This is a genomic window from Cognatishimia sp. F0-27, from assembly GCF_020667845.1.
Lineage (GTDB): Bacteria > Pseudomonadota > Alphaproteobacteria > Rhodobacterales > Rhodobacteraceae > JAFMPQ01.
Genome location: NZ_JAFMPQ010000024.1, coordinates 18365 through 44812, shown reverse-complemented (window position 1 = coordinate 44812; position 26448 = coordinate 18365). Strand labels below are relative to the sequence as shown.

22 protein-coding genes and 1 tRNA gene are annotated in these 26448 nt (G+C 64.3%); 11 read left to right on the top strand and 12 right to left on the bottom strand.

Going from position 1 to position 26448, the window contains the following annotated elements; translation table 11 throughout:
- Positions 1 to 13: 13 nt before the first annotated feature.
- Both J1C49_RS13715 and J1C49_RS13710 read left to right on the top strand, forming a co-directional pair.
- The gene (locus tag J1C49_RS13715; RefSeq protein ID WP_227446395.1) at positions 14 to 1387 is read left to right on the top strand and encodes a hypothetical protein; all 1374 of its coding nucleotides are present in this window, start codon (positions 14 to 16) and stop codon (positions 1385 to 1387) included.
- The gene (locus J1C49_RS13710) at positions 1384 to 2124 is read left to right on the top strand and encodes a hypothetical protein (protein ID WP_227446394.1); all 741 of its coding nucleotides are present in this window, start codon (positions 1384 to 1386) and stop codon (positions 2122 to 2124) included. The genes J1C49_RS13715 and J1C49_RS13710 overlap by 4 nt, the downstream gene beginning before the upstream one ends.
- A gap of 395 nt (positions 2125 to 2519) precedes the next feature.
- Here the strand turns inward: J1C49_RS13710 and J1C49_RS13705 are convergent, their stop codons facing one another.
- The 6 genes from J1C49_RS13705 to rlmB all read right to left on the bottom strand — a co-directional run bounded on the left by J1C49_RS13705 (position 2520) and on the right by rlmB (position 6531).
- On the bottom strand, positions 2520 to 2885 hold the full coding sequence (locus J1C49_RS13705; RefSeq protein WP_227446393.1) for a hypothetical protein: 366 nt from the start codon (positions 2883 to 2885) through the stop codon (positions 2520 to 2522).
- Positions 2886 to 2999: 114 nt separating this feature from the next.
- Positions 3000 to 3473 carry a transcription antitermination factor NusB gene (nusB, locus tag J1C49_RS13700; RefSeq protein WP_227446392.1) on the bottom strand — a complete coding sequence of 158 codons (474 nt, stop codon included), beginning with the start codon at positions 3471 to 3473 and terminating at the stop codon, positions 3000 to 3002.
- Positions 3470 to 4021, bottom strand: coding sequence for a 6,7-dimethyl-8-ribityllumazine synthase (locus J1C49_RS13695; protein ID WP_227446391.1), 552 nt, complete (start codon positions 4019 to 4021; stop codon positions 3470 to 3472). The genes nusB and J1C49_RS13695 overlap by 4 nt, the downstream gene beginning before the upstream one ends.
- Positions 4021 to 5148 carry a 3,4-dihydroxy-2-butanone-4-phosphate synthase gene (gene ribB / locus J1C49_RS13690; RefSeq protein WP_227446390.1) on the bottom strand — a complete coding sequence of 376 codons (1128 nt, stop codon included), beginning with the start codon at positions 5146 to 5148 and terminating at the stop codon, positions 4021 to 4023. Before ribB ends, J1C49_RS13695 begins: the two co-directional genes overlap by 1 nt.
- A gap of 207 nt (positions 5149 to 5355) precedes the next feature.
- Positions 5356 to 5559, bottom strand: a complete 204-nt coding sequence (locus tag J1C49_RS21750; protein WP_255670718.1) for a hypothetical protein — start codon at positions 5557 to 5559, stop codon at positions 5356 to 5358.
- 186 nt (positions 5560 to 5745) lie between these two features.
- Entirely contained in the window at positions 5746 to 6531 is a 786-nt protein-coding gene (rlmB, locus tag J1C49_RS13680) for a 23S rRNA (guanosine(2251)-2'-O)-methyltransferase RlmB (RefSeq protein WP_227446428.1), read from the bottom strand.
- Between the two features lie 142 nt (positions 6532 to 6673).
- On the opposite strand from rlmB, the gene J1C49_RS13675 reads away from it, so the two are divergent.
- Positions 6674 to 6757: transfer RNA gene (locus tag J1C49_RS13675), tRNA-Tyr, on the top strand.
- A gap of 1064 nt (positions 6758 to 7821) precedes the next feature.
- Here J1C49_RS13675 and J1C49_RS13670 read toward each other — a convergent pair.
- A complete protein-coding gene (locus tag J1C49_RS13670) occupies positions 7822 to 8256 on the bottom strand; it encodes a MarR family winged helix-turn-helix transcriptional regulator (RefSeq protein WP_227446388.1) in 435 nt (144 codons plus the stop codon).
- A gap of 140 nt (positions 8257 to 8396) precedes the next feature.
- Between J1C49_RS13670 and J1C49_RS13665 the strand changes: the two genes are divergently transcribed.
- Entirely contained in the window at positions 8397 to 10328 is a 1932-nt protein-coding gene (locus tag J1C49_RS13665) for an FAD-binding monooxygenase (protein ID WP_227446387.1), read from the top strand.
- Between the two features lie 58 nt (positions 10329 to 10386).
- Here the strand turns inward: J1C49_RS13665 and J1C49_RS13660 are convergent, their stop codons facing one another.
- Positions 10387 to 10578, bottom strand: a complete 192-nt coding sequence (locus J1C49_RS13660) for a phosphate acyltransferase (RefSeq protein ID WP_370639417.1) — start codon at positions 10576 to 10578, stop codon at positions 10387 to 10389.
- Here J1C49_RS13660 and J1C49_RS13655 point away from each other — a divergent pair.
- Positions 10552 to 10791 carry a hypothetical protein gene (locus J1C49_RS13655; protein WP_227446386.1) on the top strand — a complete coding sequence of 80 codons (240 nt, stop codon included), beginning with the start codon at positions 10552 to 10554 and terminating at the stop codon, positions 10789 to 10791. The two genes, J1C49_RS13660 and J1C49_RS13655, sit on opposite strands and share 27 nt — an antisense overlap.
- Positions 10792 to 11320: 529 nt before the next feature.
- Positions 11321 to 13411: a calcium-binding protein gene (locus J1C49_RS13650; protein WP_227446385.1), complete on the top strand. Its 2091-nt coding sequence runs from the start codon at positions 11321 to 11323 to the stop codon at positions 13409 to 13411.
- A gap of 322 nt (positions 13412 to 13733) precedes the next feature.
- On the opposite strand, the gene J1C49_RS13645 is transcribed toward J1C49_RS13650, so the two are convergent.
- Positions 13734 to 15839, bottom strand: a complete 2106-nt coding sequence (locus tag J1C49_RS13645; RefSeq protein WP_227446384.1) for a HAMP domain-containing sensor histidine kinase — start codon at positions 15837 to 15839, stop codon at positions 13734 to 13736.
- Here J1C49_RS13645 and J1C49_RS13640 point away from each other — a divergent pair.
- The 3 genes from J1C49_RS13640 (at position 15827) to J1C49_RS13630 (ending at position 19409) form a co-directional block, all read left to right on the top strand.
- The gene (locus J1C49_RS13640; protein WP_227446383.1) at positions 15827 to 16471 is read left to right on the top strand and encodes a response regulator transcription factor; all 645 of its coding nucleotides are present in this window, start codon (positions 15827 to 15829) and stop codon (positions 16469 to 16471) included. The two genes, J1C49_RS13645 and J1C49_RS13640, sit on opposite strands and share 13 nt — an antisense overlap.
- A gap of 426 nt (positions 16472 to 16897) precedes the next feature.
- Positions 16898 to 18523, top strand: coding sequence for a hypothetical protein (locus tag J1C49_RS21830; protein WP_304522427.1), 1626 nt, complete (start codon positions 16898 to 16900; stop codon positions 18521 to 18523).
- Positions 18524 to 18764: 241 nt separating this feature from the next.
- Complete coding sequence (locus J1C49_RS13630; protein ID WP_227446382.1) at positions 18765 to 19409, top strand: hypothetical protein; 645 nt, start codon at positions 18765 to 18767, stop codon at positions 19407 to 19409.
- A gap of 487 nt (positions 19410 to 19896) precedes the next feature.
- Here J1C49_RS13630 and J1C49_RS13625 read toward each other — a convergent pair whose 3' ends face one another.
- The 3 genes from J1C49_RS13625 to J1C49_RS13615 are packed head-to-tail and all read right to left on the bottom strand — an operon-like array spanning position 19897 to position 22429.
- On the bottom strand, positions 19897 to 20676 hold the full coding sequence (locus tag J1C49_RS13625) for a LamB/YcsF family protein (protein ID WP_227446381.1): 780 nt from the start codon (positions 20674 to 20676) through the stop codon (positions 19897 to 19899).
- Complete coding sequence (locus J1C49_RS13620) at positions 20673 to 21683, bottom strand: biotin-dependent carboxyltransferase family protein (RefSeq protein ID WP_227446380.1); 1011 nt, start codon at positions 21681 to 21683, stop codon at positions 20673 to 20675. Before J1C49_RS13620 ends, J1C49_RS13625 begins: the two co-directional genes overlap by 4 nt.
- Positions 21680 to 22429, bottom strand: coding sequence for an allophanate hydrolase subunit 1 (locus J1C49_RS13615; RefSeq protein ID WP_227446379.1), 750 nt, complete (start codon positions 22427 to 22429; stop codon positions 21680 to 21682). Before J1C49_RS13615 ends, J1C49_RS13620 begins: the two co-directional genes overlap by 4 nt.
- A gap of 612 nt (positions 22430 to 23041) precedes the next feature.
- Between J1C49_RS13615 and J1C49_RS13610 the strand changes: the two genes are divergently transcribed.
- A complete protein-coding gene (locus J1C49_RS13610; RefSeq protein WP_370639416.1) occupies positions 23042 to 25630 on the top strand; it encodes a putative PEP-binding protein in 2589 nt (862 codons plus the stop codon).
- A 225-nt stretch (positions 25631 to 25855) separates the two neighbouring features.
- Positions 25856 to 26416: a cell wall hydrolase gene (locus J1C49_RS13605; protein ID WP_227446378.1), complete on the top strand. Its 561-nt coding sequence runs from the start codon at positions 25856 to 25858 to the stop codon at positions 26414 to 26416.
- Positions 26417 to 26448 lie beyond the last annotated feature (32 nt).

The following is a 26448-nucleotide window of genomic DNA, read 5'->3' as shown; positions in this document are numbered from 1 at the left end:
AGGAGAGCCCGCCATGGCAGACCGCCCCACCCTGACCCGCGCCGAAGCGCGCGGCGTGCGCCATGCGCGCGAGCTCGAAAGCCATATCGCCTGGCTGGAGACGTTTTCCGGCACGGCGCTCGGGGTGCTTGCGGTGGCCTCGGGGATATACACCTATCTCGGGGTCAGTTCGCTGCTGGATGAAAACGGCGCGATGTCGGTCTTTGCCGCAATTGCCTATTCGGTCGCGGTCTCTGTGGGGATCTTCGTCTTCTGGTCCTACATGCTGCGGCTCTATCCGGCGGTGCGCACCGCGCGGGCGCGGGTCGGACTGATGGCGACCATGGGCTTGGGCTCGCTGGCCATTGTCGCGATGTCCTCATGGCTCAACGCCGCCGCGCTGGCCGGATCGGCGGCGGTGGAGCAGCACCTTGCGCGCACGGTTCAGGAATATCAGGGGGCGCTGGAGCGCGCCCATGAGATTGCGCTCTCCGGTCAGGCGCTGGAGCGGGACGTCGCGCGGGTGCGCCAGAGTTTCGAGGATCTCTCCGAGCTTGAGGCGCAGGGCACGCTGTCCGGTCTGGCCGGGCGCGGCGCGGTATTCCGGGTGCTGCGGCAAAAATCGGCGGAGCTTGTGGCGCTCGAAACCCAGATCGCAGGACAGACCGAGCGCGTCGAGCGGGCATTCAGCGAAGGCAACGCGATCCTGTCGCGGATGCGGGCGCTCACAGTGGAACCCGGCGCGGTCGAGGCGCGGTCGGTCGAGTTCTCCGAATCAGCCGTGCGGCTTCAGGGGTTGATCACGCAATTGCGGCAGCTTTCGGTGGCGCAGCTTGTAGAGCGGGCCGCGCAGGATCTTGCCGCCTCCGTGGTGCTGCCAGAGCTGGACGGTCGGACGGCGGAAAGCCGCGACGATCAGGCCGCGACGATCAGCTCGGTGCTCGAAGTGCTGGCCAGCCGCGCAGCGACGCTCGAGAGCGCGGCACAAGCGGTGCAGGCCATGACACCGGTGGCCGATGTGACCTATACCCCGATCTCCTCTGCCGATGCCGTGATCCTCTACGCGCGCAACTTCGTGCCAAGCTGGGCCGGGGCCATCGCGATCGACCTGTTGCCGGCGGTGTTGGTCTTCATCCTGTCGATCACGCAATCCGCGATCCGCGAAGGGCGCGAGGGCGCATCGGTGGAAGACACGCTGACCCTTGCGGAACTGCGCGCGGCGCTATCGGCGCTTGGCGATGTGGAAGCGGCCCGTGCCAGCCTTCCTGACCTCGAACCGGATCCGCGCCCCGACACGGCCCGGGGCGATCCACGACCGGATGCCGAGTCCGAGACCGGCGGCCCGCAGGATGAGGCCTCGACAACGGAAACCGCCCGCGTGGCGGCTCTGAAAGGCAAATCCGCGTGAGGGCGCGCACCGTCAGCCGCGTTCTGGCCGCGGTGTTGATCTTTCAGCTTGGCATCGGCGCGCTTCTGGTGCTGGGCGACATGCGCATCGGCACGCCGCGCCTGCCCGGTCTGGGCCCCGACGCGCCCCGCCTTACAGAGCCTGTGCGGCCCGGCGATCAACGCCGTCTTTTTGCGCCTGAGCGCGACCGGCCCGCAACGCAGCCGCTGCGCGACCCCGGCCCCTTGCCCGACCGGCTGACCCTGACACGGGAGCAAGGCGCATGGCGGCTCGAAGGGGCGATCGCACCGGGTGACGCGGAGCGCATCCTGAGCCAGATCGACGCGGCGGACCCAGCGGTGGAGCGGCTGGTGCTGCAATCGCCGGGCGGCGCCGTGGACGAGGCCTTGCACCTTGGGCGCGCATTGCGCATCCGGGCCGTGACAACCGCGGTTCTGGCCGGCGAAATCTGTTACTCGGCCTGCCCTTACCTGCTCGCGGGCGGCGCGGTGCGCGATGTGGACCCGGACGCCTCTGTCGGGGTGCACCAGCACAGCTTTGGCGAAAACACGCTGCTGCCCGCCTTCCTCGCCGTGGAAGACATCCAGCGCGGTCAGGGCGAGGTGATGCGCTATCTCGACGCGATGGGCATTGACCCGCTGGTGATGCAGCATGCCCTGACCACCCCGGCGGATGAGATCTACATCCTCCTGCCTGAAGAGCTGGAGCGCTATGGCTTTGTCACAGAGGACGGCTGAGACTTGCAAAGCGCGCGGCGGCACGCCCCTGCCCCTTTTTGCCCTGTCCAGCCGGTCTTTTCCCGTTCAGCCCCTTGCCGGACCGCCCCTGCCGCAATATCTGCCTGAGAGGCGGGTTCTGCACTCTCCGTGAAATGGGTTCATTCCGGTGGCCTTAAGCAAATCCGAGGGAGCTGGCTCTGGCTTGACCGTGGTCTCGCTACCTGGCGCCCACCTGTAATTACAGGTCCTCGGGAATGCAAAACCCTCACGTTTGGCGTGGTTCCCGCCGCTACACCGCCTTTTCCGACCTGACGACCGGGCCATGTGAGCAGGACGCGCGCGCGGCCAAACCTGCTCCCGCGCCAAGGGGCTGGGCAATCTCTACCCCACAGGGCGCGCAGGAGTGGTCTGTGTCAGCCTGTGATGGAAAAGAGCGATTTGCGCCCCGCGCGCGGAATGCGGGTCGATCCGGGCACCACCGCACGGATCGGTTCCGCAAGGCCGGGACGCAGCCGACGCCGGCCACCGCCTCCCCCGGACCCGGCATTGTCCTGATCCTCGGACCCCATGCGCATGATCGCGATGGCGAATTGCACGCCCGCAAAAAGCACGCCGAAATGCACCCAGATCATCAACACGGCGAGCCAGCCGACATCGGAATGCGTCACCAGATACCAAAGCCGCGCCACGTCGAGATAGAGCAGCATTGCGGTGAACAGGGCCGCAATGCCAAAGCCGATGGCGCATTGCGAAATGTATAAACGGATGAGTTTGGGCATCGCCACGCTCCGGTTCTCACTGGTCCCCCGTAACGCGCCATTTAAGCCGCTCGGGCGTTCCGGCAAGGCCTCGCGCCCGCCGGTCGCGCGGGGAGGCGCTTCCGGATGCCGCGATCAGAACGCTTCGGGACGCGCCTCGCGTGCCATGTGATCGAGCACCGCGTTGACGAATTTCGGCTCCTTGCCCTCGGGAAAGAAGGCCCGTGCAACATCGACAAACTCGGAAATCACCACGCGCGGCGGTGTTTCGCCGCTCACAAGCTCGGCGCCCGCGGCGCGAAACAGCGCGCGCAATGTCGGGTCGATCCGGTCGATGGGCCATTTGGCCACCAGCGCGCGGTCGGTCATCTGGTCGATCTTGGCCTGCCAGCTCACGGCCTCTGTCAGCAGGGCAACAAACAGGTCGACATCACCATCCACAAGCGCCTCACCCTCCGGCGTCTCCGCCCCGAAACGAAAGTCAAGGAACTCGCGCTTGACCGCATCCACGCCCTGGCCCGATTGCTCCATCTGGAACAGCGCCTGCACGGCGTAGAGCCTTGATGCGCTTTTCATCTTGCGTTTGAGATTGCCGGAAACGGAAGTCATGCAGTGCCTGGTCCTTTTGCGTCGCCCGCGATCTGGAATTCGTCGCGCGCCGGTTGGAATCCCACGCCCTTGCGCGGAGCGCCCCACTTACGGGTCAACGCGATCAGGTGCAACGCTGCCGCCGCCGCGCCGCCGCCTTTGTTTTGTTCATCGACCGCGGCGCGCACACGCGCCTGCTCATAGGTCTCGACCGTCAGGATCCCGTTGCCGATGCACAGCCCCTGAAGACCCAGCAAGGTGATGCCGCGCGAGCTGTCGTTGCAAACGGTGTCGTAATGGGTGGTCTCGCCGCGAATGACGCAGCCCAGCGCAACGTAGCCATCAAAATTCGACAACCGTTCGGCGATGCCGATGGCGGTCGGCACTTCAAGCGCACCGGGCACTTCGACGGTCTCATGCGTGCCACCGGCGGCTTCGATTTCCGCGCGCGCGCCAGCGACAAGCGCGTCGGCGATATCCTTGTAATACGGTGCCACGACGATGAGGATCTTGACCGGCTTGTCGAATTCCGGCCGGTCGAGCGTGTAATGGGTTTCCGATGAGGCCATCAGCCAAGCTCCGATATCTTGCGCGTTCCGACGATTTCCAGCCCGTAAGCTTCCAACCCGACCACCTTGGGCGTGGGCGAGTTGGTCAGCAGGATCAGCTCCGACAGACCGAGCGACGACAGGATTTGCGCGCCAAGCCCGTATTGGCGCAGCGTGCGCGGCGTCACCTCGTCGGACACATCCATCTTCATCGAGGTGTCCCGCAACAGCACAACCACGCCGCGCCCTTCGGCCGCGACCGCTTCCATGGCATGCTGAAACTCTGCCGCGCGGCCGGCCGGGCCGGTGCCCACCACATCGAGCATGGGGTCCATTGCGTGCATGCGCACCAAGACCGGCTCATCGCCAGACAGGTCGCCCTTGGTCAGAACGATATGCTCGTCGCCATGGGTTTCGTCGGTGTAGATCCGAAGATCCCACGCACCGCCAAATTCCGACCGGATTCGTTCCTGTTTGCGCACGCGCACAAGGTTGTCGTGACGGCGGCGATAGGAAATCAGGTCGGAGATCGTGCCGATCTTGAGCCCGTGACGCTGCGCAAAGGCAACCAGTTCGGGCAGGCGTGACATGGTGCCGTCCTCGTTCATGATCTCGCAGATCACGCCAGAGGGGTTGAGCCCCGCAAGCCGTGCCACATCAACCGCCGCTTCGGTGTGGCCCGCCCGGACCAGAACACCGCCATCGCGTGCGCGCAGCGGAAAGACATGGCCGGGTGTCGCGATGTCCTGCGCGCCCTTGGTGCCGTCAATGGCCACAGCCACGGTGCGCGCGCGGTCCGCCGCGGAGATGCCGGTGGTCACGCCTTCGCGCGCCTCGATGGAGATGGTGAAGGCGGTCTCGTGACGCGACGAGTTGTTCGTCGACATCAGTTGCAGCCCCAGCTCCCCGATCCGGCTGGACGTCATGGCAAGGCAGATCAGCCCGCGCCCGTAAAGCGCCATGAAGTTGATTGCATCCGGCGTGGCCCATTGCGCGGGGATCACCAGATCGCCTTCGTTTTCGCGGTCTTCGTGATCGACGAGGATGAACATGCGGCCGTTGCGCGCGTCCTCGATGATCTCCTCCACCGACGAGATCGCATCGCGCCAGTTTTCCTCGACCGGTCCGGGTGTTTCGAAATCGACCATGGGGCCTCCGTTTTCACTCAGGCGCGGGATAGGCGCTCCGCGCGCCAAAGGCCAGAGCAAAGGCGCGATTGCGACGCGGGGACGCTGTGCGCGGATGCGCAATGAACCGGCTGGGATGCCGGGATACGTGTGCCGGGCTGCGGGTTCCTGCGGGGCGGACATGTCAGGCCCGCGCAGCACCCCGCGCGCCCAAGTCCCGGCGACCGGTCAGTCGAAGATATCTTCCAGCGCGTCGAATGCCTCGCTCAGAAAGCGCTTGGCCAGCGATTTGCGCTTTTTCTTCTTCTTGCGGCGCGGATCGACGCGCTTGCGCTCCCAGTGCTCGTCGGGAACCGTCCGGCTGTTGCGCTGGGTGGCCGAGGATTTGACCGCGCCGCGCGGCCTGTCCGACACCGCGTCGGCGCGCAGCATCTTGAGATCATGCAGCGGCGCGCCACAAGATTGGCAGGACAGTTCGTGACTGTGCGTGCCTGTCAGCACCAGCGCGGCCCGGTGGCCGCAAAAACAACAGGTGGCGATCTTGGTTCCGTGCGGCACGGCATTCTCCCTTTGAACGTTCCCCTGATAAAGGCATCCTTGCCCTTGACTGCAACCCTGTCAGGGCCTTGGAGGCCGTGCGGCATAAAGAGCCACCGCGGCGGCATTGGAGACGTTGAGCGACCCGAAGGCCCCGACAAAATCGATCCGCACAAGCTGATCGACGCTGTCCTTGGTCTTGGCGCGCAGTCCCGGCCCCTCGGCGCCCAGCACCAGCGCCACCGGACGGTCGCGCTTGCCCTCCAGCGCCTCTTCGAGCGTCTGTTCGGCCTCGCCGTCGAGCCCAAGCACCAGATACCCCATGGCCTGAAGCGCGCGGATCGTATCGGCGAGGTTGCGTTCACGCAGGTAGGGTTGACGTTCCAGCGCGCCGGAAGCGGTCTTGGCCAGAGCCCCGGTTTCCGGCGCCGCGTGATGGCGCGTGCCGATCACCGCGCGTGCGCCAAACACCTCTGCAGAGCGCAGGATCGCTCCGACATTGTGCGGATCGGTCACCCGGTCGAGCAACACGAGCCGCGCCGGCCCCTCGCCGCCAATGGCCACGTCTTCGAGCCGTCCCCAGTTGAGCGGCCGGACCTCAAGCGCGGCGCCCTGATGCACCGAGCCTGCATCAATCGGTGCGCGGAACCGGCGGGGGTCGTTTATCTCCGGCGTCATCTCCGAGATGGCCACGGCGTCCTTGAGCTTTTCGGCCGCGTTGGGCGTCAGGATCAGGCGCAGCTTTTCCCGCGCCGGGTTCTCCAGCGCGTCACGCACCGCGTGCAGGCCGAACAGCCAGACGGTTTCCGCGGCAGACGCCCGCTTGGCGCGCTCCTTCTCGATCACCCATTTCGGTTTTTCGGCCATCTCGCCCCCCGGTTTCGCTATCACCTCATCCCACGCCAGGGCGCGCATCGGCAAGTCCCGACTTTACGATGAAAATTCCACCTTGACGCTTCTGCGGCCCTTTTGTAGAGACCCGCTCACGCCGTCTGGTACGGCACTCGGTGGGCGACAGGCCGCAAGGTGTGGCAGGGGACTGTAACTCCCTCGCGGAGACGCACGCTTGGTTCGATTCCAAGGTCGCCCACCATTCTCACTCCAGAAAACAACCGGACATCTGCGCGCATGGTATCGTCCCTACGTTGCCGCGCATTGCTGGATATTGCCGCCATTGAGACTTCTGGCATCGTCTCCATGCCCCGGTAATGCGCCGATAGCGTGGTGAATGTCTCTATGGGCGGATTTCGCCTGCGATCCCGAGCCGAGCGTCGCTGTTTTTCAGAGCGACGGAAAGCCGAGAACCCGGCGCTGATCTTTCCAATCCCGCGGGAGATGGAAGATTTCACGAAGATGCCGACCCGAGAGAGCTGAGGCTTGGCACCCCAGCAGGATTAACCTTGCCATATACGCGCCAAGCCGTGCGAGCGGGAGGCAGCGGCGAACAGAAACGGATCGCGCATTTTTTCGCTTTGGGTGACCTCTGCGACCGAGGCTGTCTGTCCTTCAAGGAGATCCGCCATCCAACGCCCCGCATCCGCGACAAGCGTGATCAGGTCCGCATTGCAGCGCGGCGCGCCGGACTTCGCGTGGAGGACGATGCTCCGATTGCGGCCTTGCCGCCAAGCCGACAGGGGAATGGTGACAGGTGGCGCCAGGATCGCGCGCTCGGTTAGATCTTCGAGCAACGGCGCAAGGTCGAGCGATATCGGCAGCTTTCATTCGCGCACATCAAGCCGATGGGCGAAGGACTCCATCGGTGTTTCTCCGTCATCTCTGGCGCGTTTGCTGTCTTGCGCTGCGATGGACGGCGCTCGCACGAGGGTCCGGCTCAGCGCCTCGGTATCGATGTCTGACGCTGAGAGAGCGGCGAGAACCGAGGTCCGGTTGGATCGCTGACTAGGTTTGGCATCGTGCACGATGGGCTTTAGCAAGGCGGCGGCAAGCCGGCGCTTCGCTCGTTCGTCGCATGCATCAGGCTTCGTAACGCAGTGGGGCCAATCCTCCATTGCGGTGACGATTTGGACTCAGGCTTCCGTCGCGAAATTTCGAACAAGACTGCGGTTTGGCTCCACCGTTGCGCCGCCATACGTCTGATGAACCGCTTGGACTCAATGTTGCATTCAATACTGTTGGAGTTCCGCGGCCTCTAGGACGCTAATCTGAGACTCCAGTGGCACCGATCGCCTTGATGGCCAGCCTTATGAACAGGTCCTGTTCCTCCGGTTCGAGACCCGCGAGTATCTCCGCCTGAAGGTCTTTTACGATCGGCAATATCTCGTCATAGGTCTTTCCACCGTCTTTTGTGAGCCTGACCTCTCGGGCGCGCCGATCCGATTTGCTGACGGACCTCTCGACAAAGCCCTTGTGTTCTAACCGGTCGATGACGCCACCGATTGTCGCCTTGTCGTACGCAATTCTTGCCGCAACACTTGCCTGGTCCAGTCCAGGGTTTGCACGAATGGCGTCGAGTGCAGCAAACTGAACCGGTGTGAGGTCGTATCCTGCCGCTTGCATGCGATGCATGAACACTTGAGTCGACAACTGGTTCAACCGGCGGATTAGGTGCCCGGCCATGCCAAAGACGTTCATAGCAGAGTTCCCGACTGTGTGTTTCGGTTCCGGCCATTTCGTTGATACACCTGAAAAGGTATGCATACATACCTTTTCTCATGCGATATAGTAAGTACAAATACTATAGCCAGACCCCGGCATGAACTCAGGAGAAATTGATGCAGTACTATGTGGACGGATTCAGACCCGGCGATCCGGACGTCAAGGCCCCTGCCCCGGGTCGAGAGCAGCCACATGGCGGTGCTGTGCCTGCAACCGTTGACGTCCTGATTGCCGGCTGCGGACCTGCCGGGCTTTGCCTTGCGGCGCAGCTGGCGGGCTTTCCCGAGATCACAACGATGATTGTCGAGCCCAAGCATGGCCCGATGGAAAAGGGCCAAGCCGATGGCGTGAGCATACGGTCGATGGAAATGTTCCAAGCCTTTGGTTTTGCCGACATCGTGAAGCGCGAGGCCTACTGGGTGAACCAGACGACCTTCTGGAGGCCCGACCCCATGAACACGCGCCACATCACGCGTGTCGGGATCGCGCAGGACGTGGCGGATGACCAATCCGAGATGCCGCATACCATCGTCAATCAGGCGCGCGTTCACCAGCTGTTTCTCGATGTGATGAAGAAGTCCCCAACCCGGCTGGAGCCGCACTACGGGTTGCGGGTCGTGGATCTCAAGGTCAACACGCGCACACAGGATCACCCCGTCACTGTGACATTGGAACGCGTTCAGGCGGATGGAAGCCCGGGTGACACCATGTCCGTGCGTGCGAATTATGTTGTTGGGTGCGACGGGGCGCGCAGCACGGTGCGCAAGGCAATTGGCGGCAAACTTCATGGCGACGCGGCGCATCAGGCATGGGGCGTGATGGACATACTTGCGAATTCGGATTTCCCGGATCTGCGCCGCAAATGCCTGATCCAATCCGCCAAGGAAGGGAACGTGCTGATCATTCCACGCGAAGGTGGCTATCTGTTTCGCATGTATGTCGAGCTGGACAAGCTCAACCCCGACGAACGCGTCGCGAACCGGAACCTGACCTCCGACCACATCATTGCCGCCGCAAACCGGATCATGCGCCCTTACACAATCGACGTGAAAGAGGTGGTCTGGTGGTCGATCTACGAGATCGGGCACAGATTGACCGACAAGTTCGACGACGTGCCCGAAGGCGAGACGGCCACGCGCACCCCGAGGGTTTTCACCGCCGGGGACGCCTGCCACACCCACAGCCCGAAAGCCGGTCAGGGGATGAACGTCTCCATGGGGGACACCTTCAATCTTGGCTGGAAACTGGCCCATGTCCTTACGGGCCGCGCGGATGCGAGTCTGCTGCACAGCTATTCCGCCGAACGGCTGGAAGAGGCCAAGCGGCTGGTCGAGACCGATCACAAATGGGCCCGCATCATGAGCGCACCACCGGGCGAATCCGAGTTGGACGGCACCGACACGCCACGCTTCCAGAAGCAGTTTATCGAGAACCTCGAATTCACGGGCGGGCTGGCTGTCCGATACGATCCGTCGCGCATCATCGCGGACTCCACCCATCAAGACCTTGCGGCGGGCCAGATCATTGGAAAACGCTTCCACTCCGCCCCGGTGCTGCGTCTGTCAGACGCCAAGCCCTTACACCTCGGTCACGTGGCCGAGGCGGACGGACGATGGCGCCTCTATGCCTTTGCCGGTCAGCATGACGTGGGTGCCAAGGGCGGCGCCGTCGAACGGCTTTGCAACTGGCTGGAAAACGACCCTGCCTCGCCCGTTCAGCGGTTCACGCGCAAGGACGAAGACATGGACGCCCTGTTCGACCTGCGCGCGGTCTTCCAACAGGACTTCAAGTCTTTGAACTACGAGGACATGCCTTCGCTTCTTCGGCCTGCGAAAGGGCGCTACGGGTTGCGCGATTTCGAGAAAGTCTTCTGTGTCGATCATAAGTTGGGCCATGACATTTATGACATGCGCGGGTTCGACCGCGCGAGCGGGTGTCTGATCATCGTGCGTCCCGATCAGTATGTCGCGCATGTCCTGCCATTGAGTGCATTCGACGCGCTATCTGCCTTCTTCAACGGAATACTTACGCCAGAAGCTCACCAATAGGCGGCCGAGGCTTTACATCGGCATTCTATCTTTCGGTAATTCTGGGCCTGTCGTCAGGTTACGTCTTCGACGCCGCTGCATCGACAGCAGCCAAGGCGGTCAAGTTCAAAAGCCCGCGCACGCCGACGGATCGAGACGCAATCCGGATAGGCGCTGCGGCACCGATCAGAGTCGGTCCTGAAGACACCCCGTTTCCCATTTCACGCAGCAGATTCAATATGATATGCGCCGCATCCGCATTGGGCATCACAAGAAGGTTGGCAGACCCCGTCAATGGCGAATGCGCGTAGGCACGGTAGGCGGTGCGCTCGATAGCGGGGATTTGGTCAGGTTGCTTGAAAACCAGACCGGGGAACGCGGTGGCGTCGCTGCCGTCTACCTTGAAGGCCGCACGCTGCCTCGCAAGGTGCGCGCGCTGATCGATTTCGCGGTTGACGACTTTGGAAATGCTGACGTGAAATAACCGCCGTAACCTGGCAAGAACTCTCGGAATGCCGAGCCATTATTCTTGGGCGGTGGCACAACGCCGTCGCACGCCCGTGGAGTGCGAAACGCCCGATCCGCTCAACGCTTTAACCAAGATCTTTCACTTGCCCGCCAAACCGTCTTTAGCACGAGAATGCACGATACAGCGCGATTAGAGCGTGAACATACTCTGCACAAAAGACCTCGTAACTCTCTGAAAATATGCCTTAATGCCACCATCTGTCAGTAGAAGCACTTGGCGCCAAGCGAAAGACTGGTCACACCCGGAGCGAAGACGCTCAGGCGCTCCTGAGAGCGGCCAGCCAGGCGCGCGTCATGCCATCTTTCGGTGCCGTGGCCTGCCCTGATCTGGCCTGCACCGGCGCATCAATCACGGGAGACTCGAAGCGGCCGAAAATACATTCCTTTATTGACATACATCAACAAAAACCACTGCCGCGGGTGACAGAATTTCCTCGGGCCAAGGCGATTTTCCTCGGTCCCGGAACACCAGCAAGGAGCCCAGCATGAGCCGTTACCTGCAATCCATTGGCCCCAACAGTTCTCTGTTTACCGGCGACGGTCGCGGTGCGGCAGGCCAGTATTACGGCGATCTCGCCACCTTGCCCGATGGCCGCTCCGTCGCGGTCTGGAGCGTCGCGAATTCCGATACAAATGTCGACGAGATCTGGGGACGGATCCTTGCCGCCGACGGGACCCCGCGTGGCGCGGCGTTCCGGATCGATGAGGGCGTGTTCCGCCCAGATGGCAGCGGTCTCGACCAGTTGCAGCCCTCCGTCACTGCCCGGGCGGATGGCGGTTTCATGGTCGCGTGGACCACCTACGAATACAATGCCGGATACATGGAGGGCCGCAACGTCAAGGCCCGACAATACGACCTCGACGGCAACCCGGCCACCGATGCCTATACGGCGGTCTTCGGCGGCACGATCGACAATGTCGATCACTCCAGCGTCGAGGCCGATCCCGAGCTGACCCTCCTATCGGACGGCCGGATTGCCATGAGCTACCAAGTGCGCGACGTGCTGATGCTGCAGCTTTACGAGGCTGATGGTCTGACGCAAAGCGGTCGGGCGCTGCGGCTCAACACGGACACGGCCACATGGACGTCGCGCGCCGATATCGGGACGCTCGCCGATGGCAGCATTGTTGCGGTCTGGGAAGCCTACGACGCCGACGGGCGCGGCATCAAGGCGCGGATTTTCGATGCAGATGGCAATGAGACCCGGGCGGAATTCACCGTCAACGCCAACACGATGTGGGATCAGAGCTACCCGGCGGTCGCGCCGCTCGAAACCGGCGGGTTCGTCGTGATCTGGAGCAGTTCCTGGAACGAAACCGCCAACAGAAGCGGCACAAATGCGCTCGGACGGATTTTTGACTCCACCGGCGACGCGGTCGGCGATGAGTTCACGCTGGCCGACGATCTTGTCAACGCCTCCAGGGAAAGGTTTGGCGGGATCTACGCGCAAAGCGTCGCTGCTTTGCCGGATGGCGGATTTGTGTCTGCCTTTGTCGAGGCGACGGGCCTCCCGATCCAGAATCAGGATATCTCGCTCCAACGTTTTGACGGATTGGGCAACGAGCTTGGCGAGCGGATCACGGTCAACACCGTGACCGATGGCGCACAGGTCCACCCGCAAGTGCAGACCAACGCCGATGGCACCGTGGTGGTCACGTGGTATTCCTATTTCGAGCAGACCGACGGCGCGCTGTCGCGCGGCTACGCGGTGGCCCAGATCGGCGGCGACGGCACAAGCGAAGATGATTTCATCGTGCTGGAAGACAGCGCGCAGACCGTCAATCTCGGCGGTGGCAATGACTGGCTGCAAGGCGGGACCGGCCACGATACCGTTTCGGGCGGGATCGGGTTCGACACGATCGACGGCGGCGCGGGCGACGATGTGCTGTCGGGCATCAACGGGTTCGACCTGCTGTCCGGTGGCGAAGGGAATGACCTCCTGCGCGGCAATTTCGGCAATGACACGCTCGATGGCGGAGACGGGAACGACACGCTCGAAGGCGGGCTCGGGTTCGACAGCATGGATGGCGGCGCGGGAGACGATTCGCTGCAGGCTCGTGACGGGTTCGACACGCTGCTCGGCGGCGCGGGAGACGACACGCTGCAGGGCAACAACGGCAATGATATGCTCGATGGTGGCGCCGGAGACGATCTTCTTGAAGGCGGGCTTGGCGCGGACATGTTGGCGGGTGACGCGGATGACGACACGCTGCTTGGGGCCAACGGGTATGACAGGCTGGATGGCGGCGCAGGTGACGACGACCTTCAGGGCAATTTCGGCAACGACACCATGGATGGCGGCGCGGGGAACGACACGCTGTTTGGCGGGATCGGGGCCGACACCTTTGTTTACGCGCTCGGCGCGGACCGGATCGAGGATCTGCGCCCGGTGGATCATGTCGAGATCGATGCGGGGTTGCTGCGCGAGACACTGCCCGAACCGGACGACCTGCGCGGCTATGCCAGCCTCGATGCAGCCGGAAACCTGGTGCTCGATTTTGGCGGAGGCAACACGCTGACCTTTGCGGGGATCGACAGCGTGGAGACCATACTCGACGATGTCAGCTTCGTCTGACGCCGCCTTGTCCGGCGCGGCACAGGCCCGGGATCCGCGCGGCAGGTGTCTTGCAGCGCGGATTGCCTCCGCCCTGTATGATCCACGTGCCGCCCGCGTCGATGATGCGGGCGGCACCCGTCTCTCGGGCGCCGTTTCCGGCGATAGAGACCCCACCTATCGCAGGATGACCCGCGCGCAGGACGGCAGCTGTCACAGCGCGCATCACAGACGATAGATTGCTGTCATGTCTTCCGCTCGCCCCGTCTTTCGGCGGCACGAGGGGAACCGATGCCAAGCCTCGCAAGGCTTTCGTGACGAACGTCCGTTCCGCGCCACGGCCTCATTCCGACAGAACCTCGCGCAGCCCGTCGATGGCGATCAGAGCACCCTTGCCCGGTTCGCTCTCGATCCTGAGATCGAGCCCGAGCCTTGTGGCGAACCCCTCGACACTCGAGAGCCCCAGCCCATCGCCCTCGATCGCCTCCACGTCGCGTCCGCGCACATTTGTTTGGCGGATCCGGGCCAGTTCGTCGGCATCGAAGCCCGGCCCCGTGTCTTCGACCTCAAGAGCAACCGTGCCGTTCCCGATCCGGCGCGCACGCAGGGTGACGGAGCCAGAGTCCGTATATTTGACCGCGTTCGAGACGAGGTTCGAGAGGATCCGGATGATCGTGACCGCGTCGGTCAGCAAGGCGATATCCGTCGGTTCCGCGGTGATCGAGAGCCCCTTCTGCCGCGCTTCCTCCGAAAACATGCGCACCGCGTTCTGCAAGAGAACCTCCGCGGGCACGGGCTCCATCTCAGGGGCCGGATCGTGGTAGGCGCCGTCATCTTCGCTCACGTCGTCCGGGCGCGACTCCGCGACCGTCGCATTGAGAACAGAGCGGAGGTAGTCGAGGCTGGCGCGGAGCGTCTCCCCGAGTTCGGGATCCTTGCGCTCCACATCCCCAAGAGCGAGGTGGAGCGACGTGAGCGGCTGGCGCAGATCGTGCCCCGTCAGGGCGAGCCGCTCGCGATGGGTTTCGGCGAGCGCGCGCGTGCGGTCGAGATCCTTGCGCGATTGCAAAAGCCGCTCGGCCAGTTCTGCGCGCGCGGCAGTCGCCTTGAGTTCCAGACCCCGCGCACGATCGCGTTCATGACGCAGCCCATAGGTCTGCATCGCCATCGCGGCTGCGAAGATGAGCGCATCGGCAAGCAGGATATACTGCGCGAGGATCACGTCATCGTCGAAGCCTTCGAACAGGTCTTCCCCACTCCCGACGAGAACCATGCCGCCCACGAGGACGACCGCGCCCAGCGCGAACAACCTGCCACCGGTCACACCCCGCCGCAAAACGAGGACCGCCACGCTCAACACGCACAGATACCAAAGCGCCGACACGAGCGCGGCGGCGAGTTGCGGCAGCGACGCAAACGGGTCCTCGAAGAGCGGGTCGAGTTCGAACCCCACGTCGTGGTAACGCAGCACCCCGCCCACACCGCCGAACAGCGCGCTCGCCGCGCCCGCGCCGATAAGCGTGAGCAGCGCCACCCATCCAAGCCGGACGAGCCATTGGTCAGCCTTTCCCCGCCGACCGCCATCGCCCAGGAAGGCCGCCATGAAGAAGAAATGCGCCGCGATCTGGGCGGCCTCGAGCAACTTGTCGAGCGCCCCCACAACCAATACCGGATTGCCCGGAACCAAGACGTTGAAATAGCCTTCGTTCGACGCCGCAGCGAGTGTGGCCGCGCCGAAATAGACCGCGTAGCGGCGCGCAGGCGCCGATTGGAGAAGACCGGCAAAGGCAACGAAGAAGGCAAACAAAAGCGCGGATGCACCGAGCAACGCGCCAAATCCGTGGGCGCGGGCCAGAAGCCTCGCGTCGAAGTCGCTCTCGGGACGCAGGACAGGGTCGGCATCGGCGAGATCGGCCGGCTCCGCGATCTCTGCGAAAAGATCGGCCCGAGCCCCCGGCAAGAGCGTGATCGGCATGGAGGCCATCCAGCGTCCCGCCGTCAGGGCCGGACGCCCTGCCGTTCCGGGCATGGCAAGAATGCTGCGCTCCGTCCCGTCCTGCGCGAGCACGAAGCGGTAGCCGGCGCCGAAGGTGTCCTCAAAATCAACGCGGAACAGCGCGGTCTCCGGCCCATCGTTCGTGAGCCGCATGCAGGCCCAGCTTCCCGGGTCAGGCGGCGCCCCGTCCAGAAGCGGCGCCACCGCGCTCTCCGGACAGGACGGGCCCGGACCTGGCACACGGGCCATGAAGAGAAAGAGGTTTTCCACCGTCTCGCCCGGAACGACGGTCAGCTCCGGACGCCAATCCGGGGTAAAGACGAGCGCAGCGCGCGTGTCATCATCGTCGTCATCGTCGTCTGCAAGGGCTTGATCGACCGTCAGCAGCAAGGCAACAAGACATAGGCAAAGCCTGAGCCCGTTCTTGAAGTGGATATGCCATGTCCGAAACATCGCCCGCCTCTCGCGTCGTCATCGCCGACGATCATGCACTTGTCCGCAACGGATTGAAGGCAATTCTCTTGCAGATGGGCGGGATAGAGGTGGTGGGCGAGGCCGAGAACGGGCTCGAGGCCATCGCGCTCGCGAAATCCCTTCGCCCAGACCTGATTCTTCTCGACAGCGGGATGCCGCTTTCACGCGGTATGGAGGCCTATGGTGAAATCCGGCGTTGGTCGCCGGAGACCAAGATTGCCGTGGTGACGGGCTTCAACGCGACGGGCACGCTCGCGGACTGGATCGCGGCGGGTGTTGAGGGGCTCTTCTTGAAATCCTCACCACCCGAGGAAATGGCGGAAGGCTTCGCGATGATCCTTGCCGGTGAGGGCTATGTTGCCAAGGAGGTCCGCGACCGTCTCGAGCGCGACGCAGGCTCGGTCGAGCTTTCTCCGCGTGAGCGGCAGGTGCTGCATCTGGTGGCCGAAGGCTGCTCCAACGCCGCGATTGCAGAACGCCTCTCGATCAGTGCCAAGACCGTCGACAATCACCGCACCCGGCTGATGGCGAAGCTCGGCGTGAACTCGGTGGCGCAGCTTCTCTCCTACGCCCTGAAGAACGGGCTTCTGGACAGTTCGTCCCAGCTCTGACGCGGGCCGCGCGCGGCCGATCAGTGCATGTGACGCCGGTCGGGGCCTTTCCAGCCGGCGCTCAGACCAACATGGCTCAAACCGCGAGCGCCCAGACCAACGCCGCCGAAACCAACAGCGCGCGACCCTCCGTGGCCGTGCCAGTCGATGCATGCCGGTCCGTCACAGCTCACTGCGCCTCGGCTTTTGATAACCCACGACGCCAAAAAACGAGGTTTCTTGGCTCCACCCAAGGCCCTCCCACACCCAAGAAGTTCGCAAAACCATCATAATTTCAGCGCTCTAGAAGAATGCTACGGCGTAGCAAACCCAATTGAGGGATTTCCCTCATAACGCTGAGCCCGCATCTCTCGGTAGCTTTGTCTCAGGCAATCAAGACAAGCCCGCCGGACAAATCCGGCGCAACCCAGACAAAGGATCAGCCCCATGCTCGGCACCCTCTCCACCACCATCTCCCTCGCCACCTTCGCCCGCCAGGCCATGAACGAAGGCATCAACGCAGACAGCATCCTCGATGTGATCTTTCCGCCCGATGGCCGCGAGGACATCACGGCACTCGGCAACCAGATCAACTCTCTGCTTGAGAGCCAGAACGAACAGGGGCTCCTCTACCGTGTGATTGAAGCCAGCAACGAAAGCCGCAACGCCGCAAACCAGCTGGAAAACTACCCCGACGTTCAGAACAACGCCCGCTACATCGCCAACCAGGCCGATGCCGGCATGACAAATATCGTGGGTCTCGTGGACGGCATCTACAATGACCCGAACGCCACGCCCGGCGTCATCGAGGCGGCCACGGCTGCGATGATCCATTCAACCGTCACGCAACTGGCCTCCGCCGACCTGCTGCAGGAAGGCATGGTCGACCATGGCGGACACCGCCGCAAGTCGGTTCAAGACTCGCTCGAACAGGTGGTCGCGACGCTTGAGCGCTCCGAAGCCGCCTTCCGCGAGGCGACCGACGTGTCGGTCTCTGTCCGAGATACGGAGCCCGACCTCACCTCGAACGCTTTCGTTTCCCTCGGCATGTGGTTCTACGGGCTTGTCGCCAACCCGACCTATCACACTGAGATCCGAATCGACTCGAACCTCGACAGCGCGGTGGTCGATGCCGCGGTCGCGGATCTCTTCGGCGGCGCCGCCGTCCGCGTCAACGACAGCGGCCTCTTCCGCATGCCGATCGACACCAATGTCACCATCGACGGCCGCAGCTACGACATCTCGAACAATGATTGGGACCAGCAGGCGCTGGCCCGCACGGTCGCCGCCAAGATCGAGGATTTCGCCGTGAACGAGGCCGGCTTCGGCTACGGCCCCGGCTCGGTCCGGGCACTTGCGGAGGACCTGTCCGAACTGACCGGCGGAGTCGCCAAGACACCCGAGAACAAGACCGAGTTTTCGGAAATTCAGACCACCAACTCCGATGACTACGTGGGCCTGCATCTCCTCGACAAGGCCCCGGTCAATGCCTACGAGGTCGACGGCAAAGGTGGCTCCGACTACCTCGCCGGGAGCGACTTCAGCGACGTGCTGAAAGGCGGCGCAGGCAACGATATCCTGACCGGCGGCGCAGGTGACGACACGCTCGAAGGCGGCACCGGTTCGGACGAGTTGCGCGGTGGGGCTGGCGCGGACACGTTCGATCTCGAAACCGTCGAGGTTCATCCGGCTGAGATCCAGGGACTTCAGGCCATCCTCAACCTCCTGCACAGCTTCCACGGCGCCCCGCGCCAGACGGTTGACGAGAACACCTTCGCCACCCCGGACGAGATCGCAGACTTCTTGAGCGGTGAAGACACGCTCCGCTTCAAGATCACCGATGGGGACACCGCCGCCGTTGCCAACCCCGACAACGCCTTCCTCGACGCCAGCGCGGCGGCCACCCTCGACGAAGCGCTCGCCATGCGGGACCACGACGACCGGGTGATCTTCTGGGACGACAAGGTCTATGTGGACACCGACCTGGCGGACGAACAGGGCCCGACGCTCACCGCCATCTTCGACGAAGGCACCCGGATCACCGCCTCGGATATCGACTTCATCTTCGCCTGATCCGCCTTGCCCCAAACAAGACACCGCCCGTTGCGAGACGGGCGGTGTTTCGTTGGGTTGGCCGGTGCTCGGCTGCCATCGGCGCAATCGGGCGGTGCCATGGCTTGTGCAGGCCGGGCACAACGCGCACCCTTTCTTGCCGCTCGGGTCGGTAGCGCTTGCCGCGAACGCCGCGACCTGCTCTCATCACGACGCACCGGGGTGGCGCGCTGCCCCGTCGTTTTCCATCAAGGGTTTGCCCATGCGCCTAAATGCAGCATTTGCGGTCCTGTGCTACACGGCCTTTGCCGCGACAAGTTCCGCGGCCGAGGAATTCGGCATCGAGGGCTCGGTTCAAGTCAACACCGTCTTTCAAATGCAACCCGAGATCTCCCATCTCGAAAACACCGTCGAAGCCGCGTTTGAGGCGTCGCGCGACGGGCTGAGCTTCGGGCTCGAACTTGCCTCGCTCGCCAACGATCCGATAGACAAGACAAGCCTCGATTTGGTTCTCGGCTATCGGCTCGAAGATCTGCGGGGCGGGGCCGAGATCGCGCTGAGCTACACCCGGTCCTATCTCGATCGGTCGGGCTGGGACGGGCACAAGACGAGCTTCGAGATGTCCGCGCCCATTGCGGACGGTCTCGACGCCAGCTTCGGGTTGGAGCACGATCTGACAGATCGCGCGCTGGAGGTGACGCTTGGCCTCGATTACGCCTCCGAGGGCCCGTGGAGTTTCGGGTTGCAGCTGGGCAAGACGAAACCAGACGCGACCCATTCGGGCGAGCTTTCCGCCAGCTACGAGATCAACGACCAGCTTGCAGTCGAATTGCTCTACGAGCATGGCGACGCCGATCCAAACCTTCTGACGGTCTCGCTGATCTACGGCTTCGGCTCCGGAAGCTGAGCCAACAAGGAAACGCCCCCGGACCACGCAGTATCGAAACAGCGGCGAGGATCACGGTTGGCAAGGATCAAAGCCGTGTCCCCCGACGGCCTCGACTCCACGGACAATCCTGTCTCAATAATCAAAACGCCGTGCAGCCCGCCGCGGTCGCGTCCGCTTCCATATGGTTTGGATGGAAATCGGCCGGTTCGAAGATGTCTCTTCTTGATCCCATCCGGTCCCTGCCTTCCCTGAAAACGCCGATCCGGGAAGTTCGACGACCGCAGCGATTTCAGATCGTTATGGCATAGCAGATCCCAGACCGAGCGGGGGCGCGCATCCCGGCACGCGATCGCGGCGTGCCCGTACCGCAAAGCAATCGAGGAGACCCACTCCCGGCACGACCCGCAACCCCGACGGCCCCATGGTGCAACACCGCAGGCCTCACGGCCCGTCAAGACTTCGCCACGGAGCCCGCACCATCACCTCAGCTTTGGCCCATGCTCGCTCAGCCGAGCGGACCACGCCGACCCTCAAACGCCTTGACCGCGATCCCCGCCGCTTCCAGCGCGCTGCGGGTCTGGCGCGCAATCTCCAATGCGGTGGCCCCGTCGCCGTGCAGACAGATCGTGTCAATCGCCGCCGGGATCGGATCGCCGCTTTCGGGCAGGATCGCGCCCGCCTGCACCATCTTCACGATACGCGGTGCCGCAATGGCAGCGTCATGGATCACCGCGCCGGGCAAGGACCGGTCCACCAGCGTCGCATCCGCATTATAGGCCCGGTCGGCAAAGATCTCTCCCGCCCAGAGACAACCGAGGTTTTCCACCGCGCGCTGCTGGGCCGTGGCGGCCAGCACCATGATGATGATCTCGGGCGCTACCTCCAGCGCCGCCTCGTAGCAGGCGCGCGCCATGGCTTCGTCTTCGGAACACATATTCGCCAGCGCGCCGTGCAACTTCAGGTGTCGCACCTCCGCGCCCACCGCCCTGGCCATGCCCAGAGCCGCGCCAAGCTGATACTGCACCAGATGGCGCAATGAGCGTTCCGGCAAGCTCACGCGCCTGCGTCCGAAACCCTGAAGATCGGCAAAGCCGGGATGCGCGCCGATGCCAACGCCATTGGCGCGCGCTTCGGCAAGCGTCGCGGCCATCACATCCGGGTCCCCCGCGTGAAAACCACAGGCGATGTTGGCCGAACTCACCACCTTGAGCAGCGCCGCGTCCTGTCCCATCACCCAGGGGCCGAAACTTTCGCCCATATCCGCGTTCAGATCCACTCGGTTCATGACAACTCCCTTCCGGCGGTGACGCCACTGATCAGCGTGTAGGACAACAGGTCCCTGATATCATGCGGATCGCGCACTAGAGGCCGCATCCGCTTGCGCAGCGCCTTGATATCGTTGCGATAAGAGGCCTCCGCCGCAAGCGCCTCCTCGCGGGTGACAAATCGGAAGGAAACCGCAACGCCCGGCGCGGTCTGTGCCACGCGCGGCAAATCGGCGGGGATCACCGTGCCGATCCGTGGATATCCGCCCGTGGTCTGGCATTCCGCCATCAGGATATAGGGGAAACCGTCGCCGGGGATCTGGATGTCGCCGGGCACGATTACCTCCGAAAGGATGGTCTGCCCCGCCGCAAGGCCAAACCCCGCGCCCTCCGGCACAAGCCGCACGCCCATGCGGTTGCCCCGCTGGTCGCGGGCGAAGCGCTCCGCACAGAAGCGCGCGCGTTCGCCTTTGGGGAACACCGCCGTCTGAAGGCTGGGCAGGATCCGCAACGCGCCGCCCTCCCAGCGCGGCGCAACATCCAGCACAAGACCGGTTTCCTTGCCCGTGTCCGCGCCAAGGGCCAGACTGTCGCCAGCGGCCAGCGCACGCCCGAGGCCCGCCGTCAGATGGGCGGATTGCGACCCGAGGATCTCGGGCTCCGCAAGACCGCCACCGATGCTGAGATAGCCATAGACCCCCGCTGTCGCTCCGCCGATCTCCAGCACCGCACCGGCCGGCACGCTGTGACTGGCGTGCCAGACAAGCGCTGTGCCATCGACGCTGGCGCGCATCGGCGCACCGGTCAGCGCGATCCGCAGCGGGGCGTTGGCCCGGAACCGCCCGCCGAACCCGGCCATTTCCAGCGCCGCGCCCACCGGCTGCCCCAGCAGGGCCGCCCCTTCATGCAGCGCGAGCCGGTCCATCGCTCCGCCGCGCGACAATCCCTGAGCAAGATAGCCGCTGCGGCCAAGGTCCTGCACCGTCACGCCGGGTCCACATGACAGGACATCGAGCATCGCGCTCATGACACGGCCTCCATTTCGATCCCGTCCTGCCCCGCCGCGCGCATGTTGGCAAAGGTTTCAGGTGCCACAGCCGGAAACTGCACGAGGTCACCCGGGCGCAGCAGGAAGGGCTCGTCCCGGCTGCGGTCAAAAAGCGTCGCCGCGGTCTGGCCCACATGCCGCCATCCGGTGGGCGCTGCGACGGAGAACAGCACGAACTGCCGGATGGCCAGAACCAGCGCTCCTGCGGGCACCTGCGGTGTCAGACCGGTTTGCCGGGGAATGTCCCAGCGCTCCGGCAGGGTGCCGAGATAGGGTTGGCCCGGCGCGAAACCGATGGCCGTCACCCGCACCTCCGCCTCCGAAAGCGCCTTGCGTGCCGCGTCGGGGCTTACGCCCGCCTCAGCGGCGGCTTCCTCGAATTGCGGAGCAAATGCGGTGTCATAGACGGTGGGGATCCGGATGCGCCGCCGGCCTTCGGGCAAGGGCGCCGCGAACCAGTCGCGCCCCATGAGCCGCGCGCGCAAAGCCTCTGCCAGCGCGTCCGGCGTCACCGCCAGCGGGTCGAACCGCAGAAAGGTCGAGACAAGCGAGGTCGAGACTTCCAGCGTGCCGGCCACCGGGTCCGATTCCAGCGCCGCGCGCAACGCAAGCGCCGCGCGGTTGGCCGGTTCGTTGAGGCTGTCGCCAAAGCGCACAAGCACCCCGTCGAGCCCGACATTCTCGATCCTCGGGAAGCCGTCTTCAAGGGACGCGGACGCGGTCATGGGCTGTGCTCTCCTGTCTGGGGCCGCGCTGTGCAGCGGTGCCACCCGTGCGCCATATCGGACCATGCGCGCCCCGGACTGTCCAGAAAACTGTTTTTATGGCAACGCATAAGCCAGATCGATAGCCCCGTCGCCGCCCGGGTCACACGCGGGACCTGCACCCGCCTTGCGTCCGCCCGGTCCGGATCGCGCGCAATGCGTGCCCTGCGCCCGCTGCGCTCCCCGACACGCACGCCGCGCGCGCAGGCGCATCTGGCGCGTCGCATGCCGCATGCTCTGTCCCGATTCGCGCAACACCGTCCACAAGCCCTGCCCCGCGCCGTGTGGGGCGTGATGCGCCCGCACAGAGCATGGCCCGCTTGGCCGCGAAAAACCTGTCCGGGCTTGCACGCCGAACCCCGACCTGCTCCCATCCCGACCCGCTCCCATCCCGGCGTGCCCCAGCCCACCGGCATCCCGGTCCCCCCGCGCTCTGTCCCACCCGCACCCGTCCCGTAGCGCGCGCCGGTGCTGCCATCAATCGCGGCCTTTGCGCACCAGCGCCAAGCAATCGTGACAGTCGTGGCGTCACGTCACCTTGTCACATGCCGCGCCTCCTTTATGCTTTGATCCATGAATCACGCCGCACCGCAGCACACCGGCGTTCCTGCCGCGCCTGACGGAACGGACGCCCACGTGACACTGATCACGCCGACCGCCCCCATGGCGACGCCGACCCATGGCGGCCGGGCGAAATGTCTGCAACGGCTGGTGCGGCTGGAGTTGCCGGTGCCGCGCACGGTCGCGCTGTCTTTCGAGACGGTTCATGCCATCGCCGCCGGTGACATGCCCGACATCAACGCGATCATGGCCGCGTTCGAGCCCGACAAGCTGCTTTGCGTGCGCCCGTCATCTGAGGATCCCGACTGGGGCGGACCCAGCGCGATCCTCAATATCGGCATGAACGACGCGCGCTATGCCACGCTGTGCGCGCGCATCGGCGAAGAAGGCGCAACGGATCTCTACCTGCGCTTCGTCGAAGCCTATGCCGTGCATGTGGCACGGCTCGACCCCGACAGTTTCGATGAAATCGACGCCCGCGGCGGAAGTGATGCGCTCTTTGCGGCGCTGTCCGCCTACGAGGACGAGGCCGAAGAGCCGTTCCCGCAGGACCCCGGAACGCAGCTCTCTGCGGTTCTGCGCTCCATGGCGCGCGCCTGGGAAGGCACCACTGCGCGACTGCTGCGCGAGGCCAAGGGCGCGCCGGTTGATGCGGGGCTTGGGCTGGTGGTGCAGGAAATGGCGCTCGGGATCGGCGCGGGGCATTGTGGATCGGGCGTGCTCCAGCTCGTCTCCTCGGAAACCGGCCTGCCCCAGATCACCGGACGGTATCTCAGCCAGAGCCAGGGGCGCGAAGCGCTCGAACAGGGACAGGCCAGCCTGTTTCTGACCCGGGATCCGCGCGGCCCCTCTCTGGAGGACGAAGCGCCCGAAGCCTTTGCCGCCCTCAAGACGCAGGCCGAGCTGATGCGGCGCAAGCTGCGCGAGGAAATGCAGATCGAATTCACCATCCAGAACGGCACGTTGCATATTCTGGACGGCGTGCGCGTCGAACGCTCCTCGCGCGCGGCACTGCGCATCGCCGTGCGGCTTGCCGAGGATGGCATCATCAGCCGCGAAGAGGCGGTGATGCGGATCGAACCGCGCGCCATTTCAGAGCTGCTGCACCGCCAGATCGCGCCCCGCGCGGCCCGCGACGTGATCGGCCGCGGCATCGCCGCCTCCCCCGGCGCCGCGCGCGGGCGGATCGTGTTTTCCTCCTCCGCCGCGCAGGCCTCCGCCGCACGCGACGAACCCTGCATCCTTGTCCGCCGCGAAACCTCTCCGGATGACATCCGCGGCATGCATGCCGCCGTGGGCGTGCTCACCGAACGGGGCGGAATCACCAGCCACGCCGCGGTGATCGGGCGCGGGCTGGGCCTGCCCTGTGTCGTCGGGGCCGCACGTATGGGGTTCCGGATGCGCGACGGGCTGTTGATCGCCGAGGATGGCCGGACCTTCCACGCGGGCGACGAAATCACCATCGACGGGACCAATGGCATGGTGCTCGCCGGCGCGCCGGACCTTGTCGAAGCCGCGCTTGACGATCAGTTCCAGACCCTGATGGCCTGGGCAGACGACGCGCGGGACATCGGCATTCGTGCCAATGCCGACACCCCCGCCGATGCCGCAACCGCGCGCAATTTCAACGCCGATGGCATTGGCCTGTGCCGCACCGAACACATGTTTTTCGAGGCTGACCGCCTGACCCCGATGCGCGAGATGATCTTCGCCGATGCCAGCGCGGATCGCAAAGCCGCTCTCGCCCGGCTTCTGCCCATGCAACGCGCCGATTTCACAGAGCTCTTCCAGCTGATGAAGGGTCACCCGGTGTGCATTCGCCTCTTCGACCCGCCGCTGCACGAATTCCTTCCCAACGACCGCGCCGGGCTGCGCGATCTGGCCGATGCGCTCGACCGCACCGTTTCGGACGTGACCCACCGGGTCGCGGCCTTGGGAGAATACAACCCGATGCTGGGCATGCGCGGCGTGCGGCTCGGCATCACCGTGCCGGAAATCTACGACATGCAGGCCCGCGCGATCTTCGAAGCGACACTCGATGCCTGCGGCGCGGACGACCCGCCCATCGTGCCGGAGATCATGCTCCCGCTGGTCTCGGCCAAGCGCGAGGTGGAACTGCTGCGGACCCGGGTCGACGCCGTTGCCGCCGCCGTGCGCGCCGAGCGTGGCCGGCCGCTCGAATACCGGCTTGGCGTGATGGTGGAAACGCCCCGCGCCTGCCTGCGCGCCGAGGAAATCGCCCAGCATTGCCACTTCCTGAGCTTTGGCACCAACGACCTGACACAGATGACCTATGGCCTGTCGCGTGACGATGCAGGGCGGTTCATGTCGGATTATGTCAGCCAGGGGGTCTTTGCCGAAGACCCGTTCCACGCGCTGGACGTGGACGGCGTGGGCGAACTGGTCACGATGGGCGTTGCCCGTGGCCGGGCCGGACGCCCGGGAATTACGCTGTCGATCTGTGGCGAGCACGGCGGTCACCCGGATTCCATTGCGTTTTGCCGCTCCGTCGGTATGGATTATGTCAGCTGTTCTCCGTTTCGCGTGCCGGTTGCCCGACTCGCGGCGGCGCAACTGGCGATTCGGGATGGCGGGAAATAATCCACAGCCCCAAGATTTTGCGTTTGACAATGCAAAAACCGCATTTGATTGCGATTTACCATATGACGCTTTTTCTATATCACATCGGCGGTCTTGGCCCCGGCTGCCACAATCGGCGCCCAGACATCGCTGCCACCACCGATGAGATGAGACATGTTGAGAATTGTGACTGTATGCCTTGCAGCCTTGTGCTTGAGCACGCCTGCATTTGCCGAAGGGTCGATAATGGCCAAGAACCTTATCGCCTATGAGAGCAAACAGCTGGGCACCGCAAAAGACGGACATCTCAACAATCTGGTGATCCCCGCAGCCTCGACGAGCCCGCGCAAGCTCCGGATGACCCGCGAGTGGATCGCAAAGCAGCCAATCGCCAAAGGGGGCGCAGAATGGCGCTGCCTTGCCGAGGCGTTGTATTTCGAGGCGCGCGGCGAAAGCGTGAAGGGCCAATTCGCGGTCGCCGAGGTCATTCTCAACCGCGTCAGAAGCGAGCGCTTCCCCGATACGGTCTGCGGCGTGATCAATCAGGGCACGGGCCGCAAATATGCCTGCCAGTTCACCTATACCTGCGATGGTGTGCCCGAACGCATCAATGAAAAGCGCGCGTGGAATCGCGTTGGCAAGATCGCCAAGGCCGTGCTGGACGGTCTCGCCCCGAAACAGACCGAAGGCGCCACGCATTACCACACAACCGCCGTGAGCCCGTCATGGGCGCGCAAATACACCCGCACCGCGCGCATCGACAGCCATATTTTCTATCGACACACTTGGCGGTCCGCAAAAGGCTGATTTAGGTGAAGATCGCGCCGTAAGCGTCTATA

Excerpts from the sequence above, each read along its gene's own strand:
- J1C49_RS13715 (WP_227446395.1), top strand. The coding sequence starts at position 14 with ATGGCAGACCGCCCCACCCTGACCCGCGCCGAAGCGCGCGGCGTGCGC.
- J1C49_RS13705 (WP_227446393.1), bottom strand. The coding sequence starts at position 2,885 with ATGCCCAAACTCATCCGTTTATACATTTCGCAATGCGCCATCGGCTTT.
- nusB (WP_227446392.1), bottom strand. The coding sequence starts at position 3,473 with ATGACTTCCGTTTCCGGCAATCTCAAACGCAAGATGAAAAGCGCATCA.
- J1C49_RS13695 (WP_227446391.1), bottom strand. The coding sequence starts at position 4,021 with ATGGCCTCATCGGAAACCCATTACACGCTCGACCGGCCGGAATTCGAC.
- ribB (WP_227446390.1), bottom strand. The coding sequence starts at position 5,148 with ATGGTCGATTTCGAAACACCCGGACCGGTCGAGGAAAACTGGCGCGAT.
- J1C49_RS21750 (WP_255670718.1), bottom strand. The coding sequence starts at position 5,559 with ATGCTGCGCGCCGACGCGGTGTCGGACAGGCCGCGCGGCGCGGTCAAA.
- rlmB (WP_227446428.1), bottom strand. The coding sequence starts at position 6,531 with ATGGCCGAAAAACCGAAATGGGTGATCGAGAAGGAGCGCGCCAAGCGG.
- J1C49_RS13670 (WP_227446388.1), bottom strand. The coding sequence starts at position 8,256 with ATGAACGTCTTTGGCATGGCCGGGCACCTAATCCGCCGGTTGAACCAG.
- J1C49_RS13665 (WP_227446387.1), top strand. The coding sequence starts at position 8,397 with ATGCAGTACTATGTGGACGGATTCAGACCCGGCGATCCGGACGTCAAG.
- J1C49_RS13655 (WP_227446386.1), top strand. The coding sequence starts at position 10,552 with ATGCGCCGCATCCGCATTGGGCATCACAAGAAGGTTGGCAGACCCCGT.
- J1C49_RS13650 (WP_227446385.1), top strand. The coding sequence starts at position 11,321 with ATGAGCCGTTACCTGCAATCCATTGGCCCCAACAGTTCTCTGTTTACC.
- J1C49_RS13640 (WP_227446383.1), top strand. The coding sequence starts at position 15,827 with ATGTCCGAAACATCGCCCGCCTCTCGCGTCGTCATCGCCGACGATCAT.
- J1C49_RS13645 (WP_227446384.1), bottom strand. The coding sequence starts at position 15,839 with ATGTTTCGGACATGGCATATCCACTTCAAGAACGGGCTCAGGCTTTGC.
- J1C49_RS21830 (WP_304522427.1), top strand. The coding sequence starts at position 16,898 with ATGCTCGGCACCCTCTCCACCACCATCTCCCTCGCCACCTTCGCCCGC.
- J1C49_RS13630 (WP_227446382.1), top strand. The coding sequence starts at position 18,765 with ATGCGCCTAAATGCAGCATTTGCGGTCCTGTGCTACACGGCCTTTGCC.
- J1C49_RS13625 (WP_227446381.1), bottom strand. The coding sequence starts at position 20,676 with ATGAACCGAGTGGATCTGAACGCGGATATGGGCGAAAGTTTCGGCCCC.
- J1C49_RS13620 (WP_227446380.1), bottom strand. The coding sequence starts at position 21,683 with ATGAGCGCGATGCTCGATGTCCTGTCATGTGGACCCGGCGTGACGGTG.
- J1C49_RS13615 (WP_227446379.1), bottom strand. The coding sequence starts at position 22,429 with ATGACCGCGTCCGCGTCCCTTGAAGACGGCTTCCCGAGGATCGAGAAT.
- J1C49_RS13610 (WP_370639416.1), top strand. The coding sequence starts at position 23,042 with ATGAATCACGCCGCACCGCAGCACACCGGCGTTCCTGCCGCGCCTGAC.
- J1C49_RS13605 (WP_227446378.1), top strand. The coding sequence starts at position 25,856 with ATGGCCAAGAACCTTATCGCCTATGAGAGCAAACAGCTGGGCACCGCA.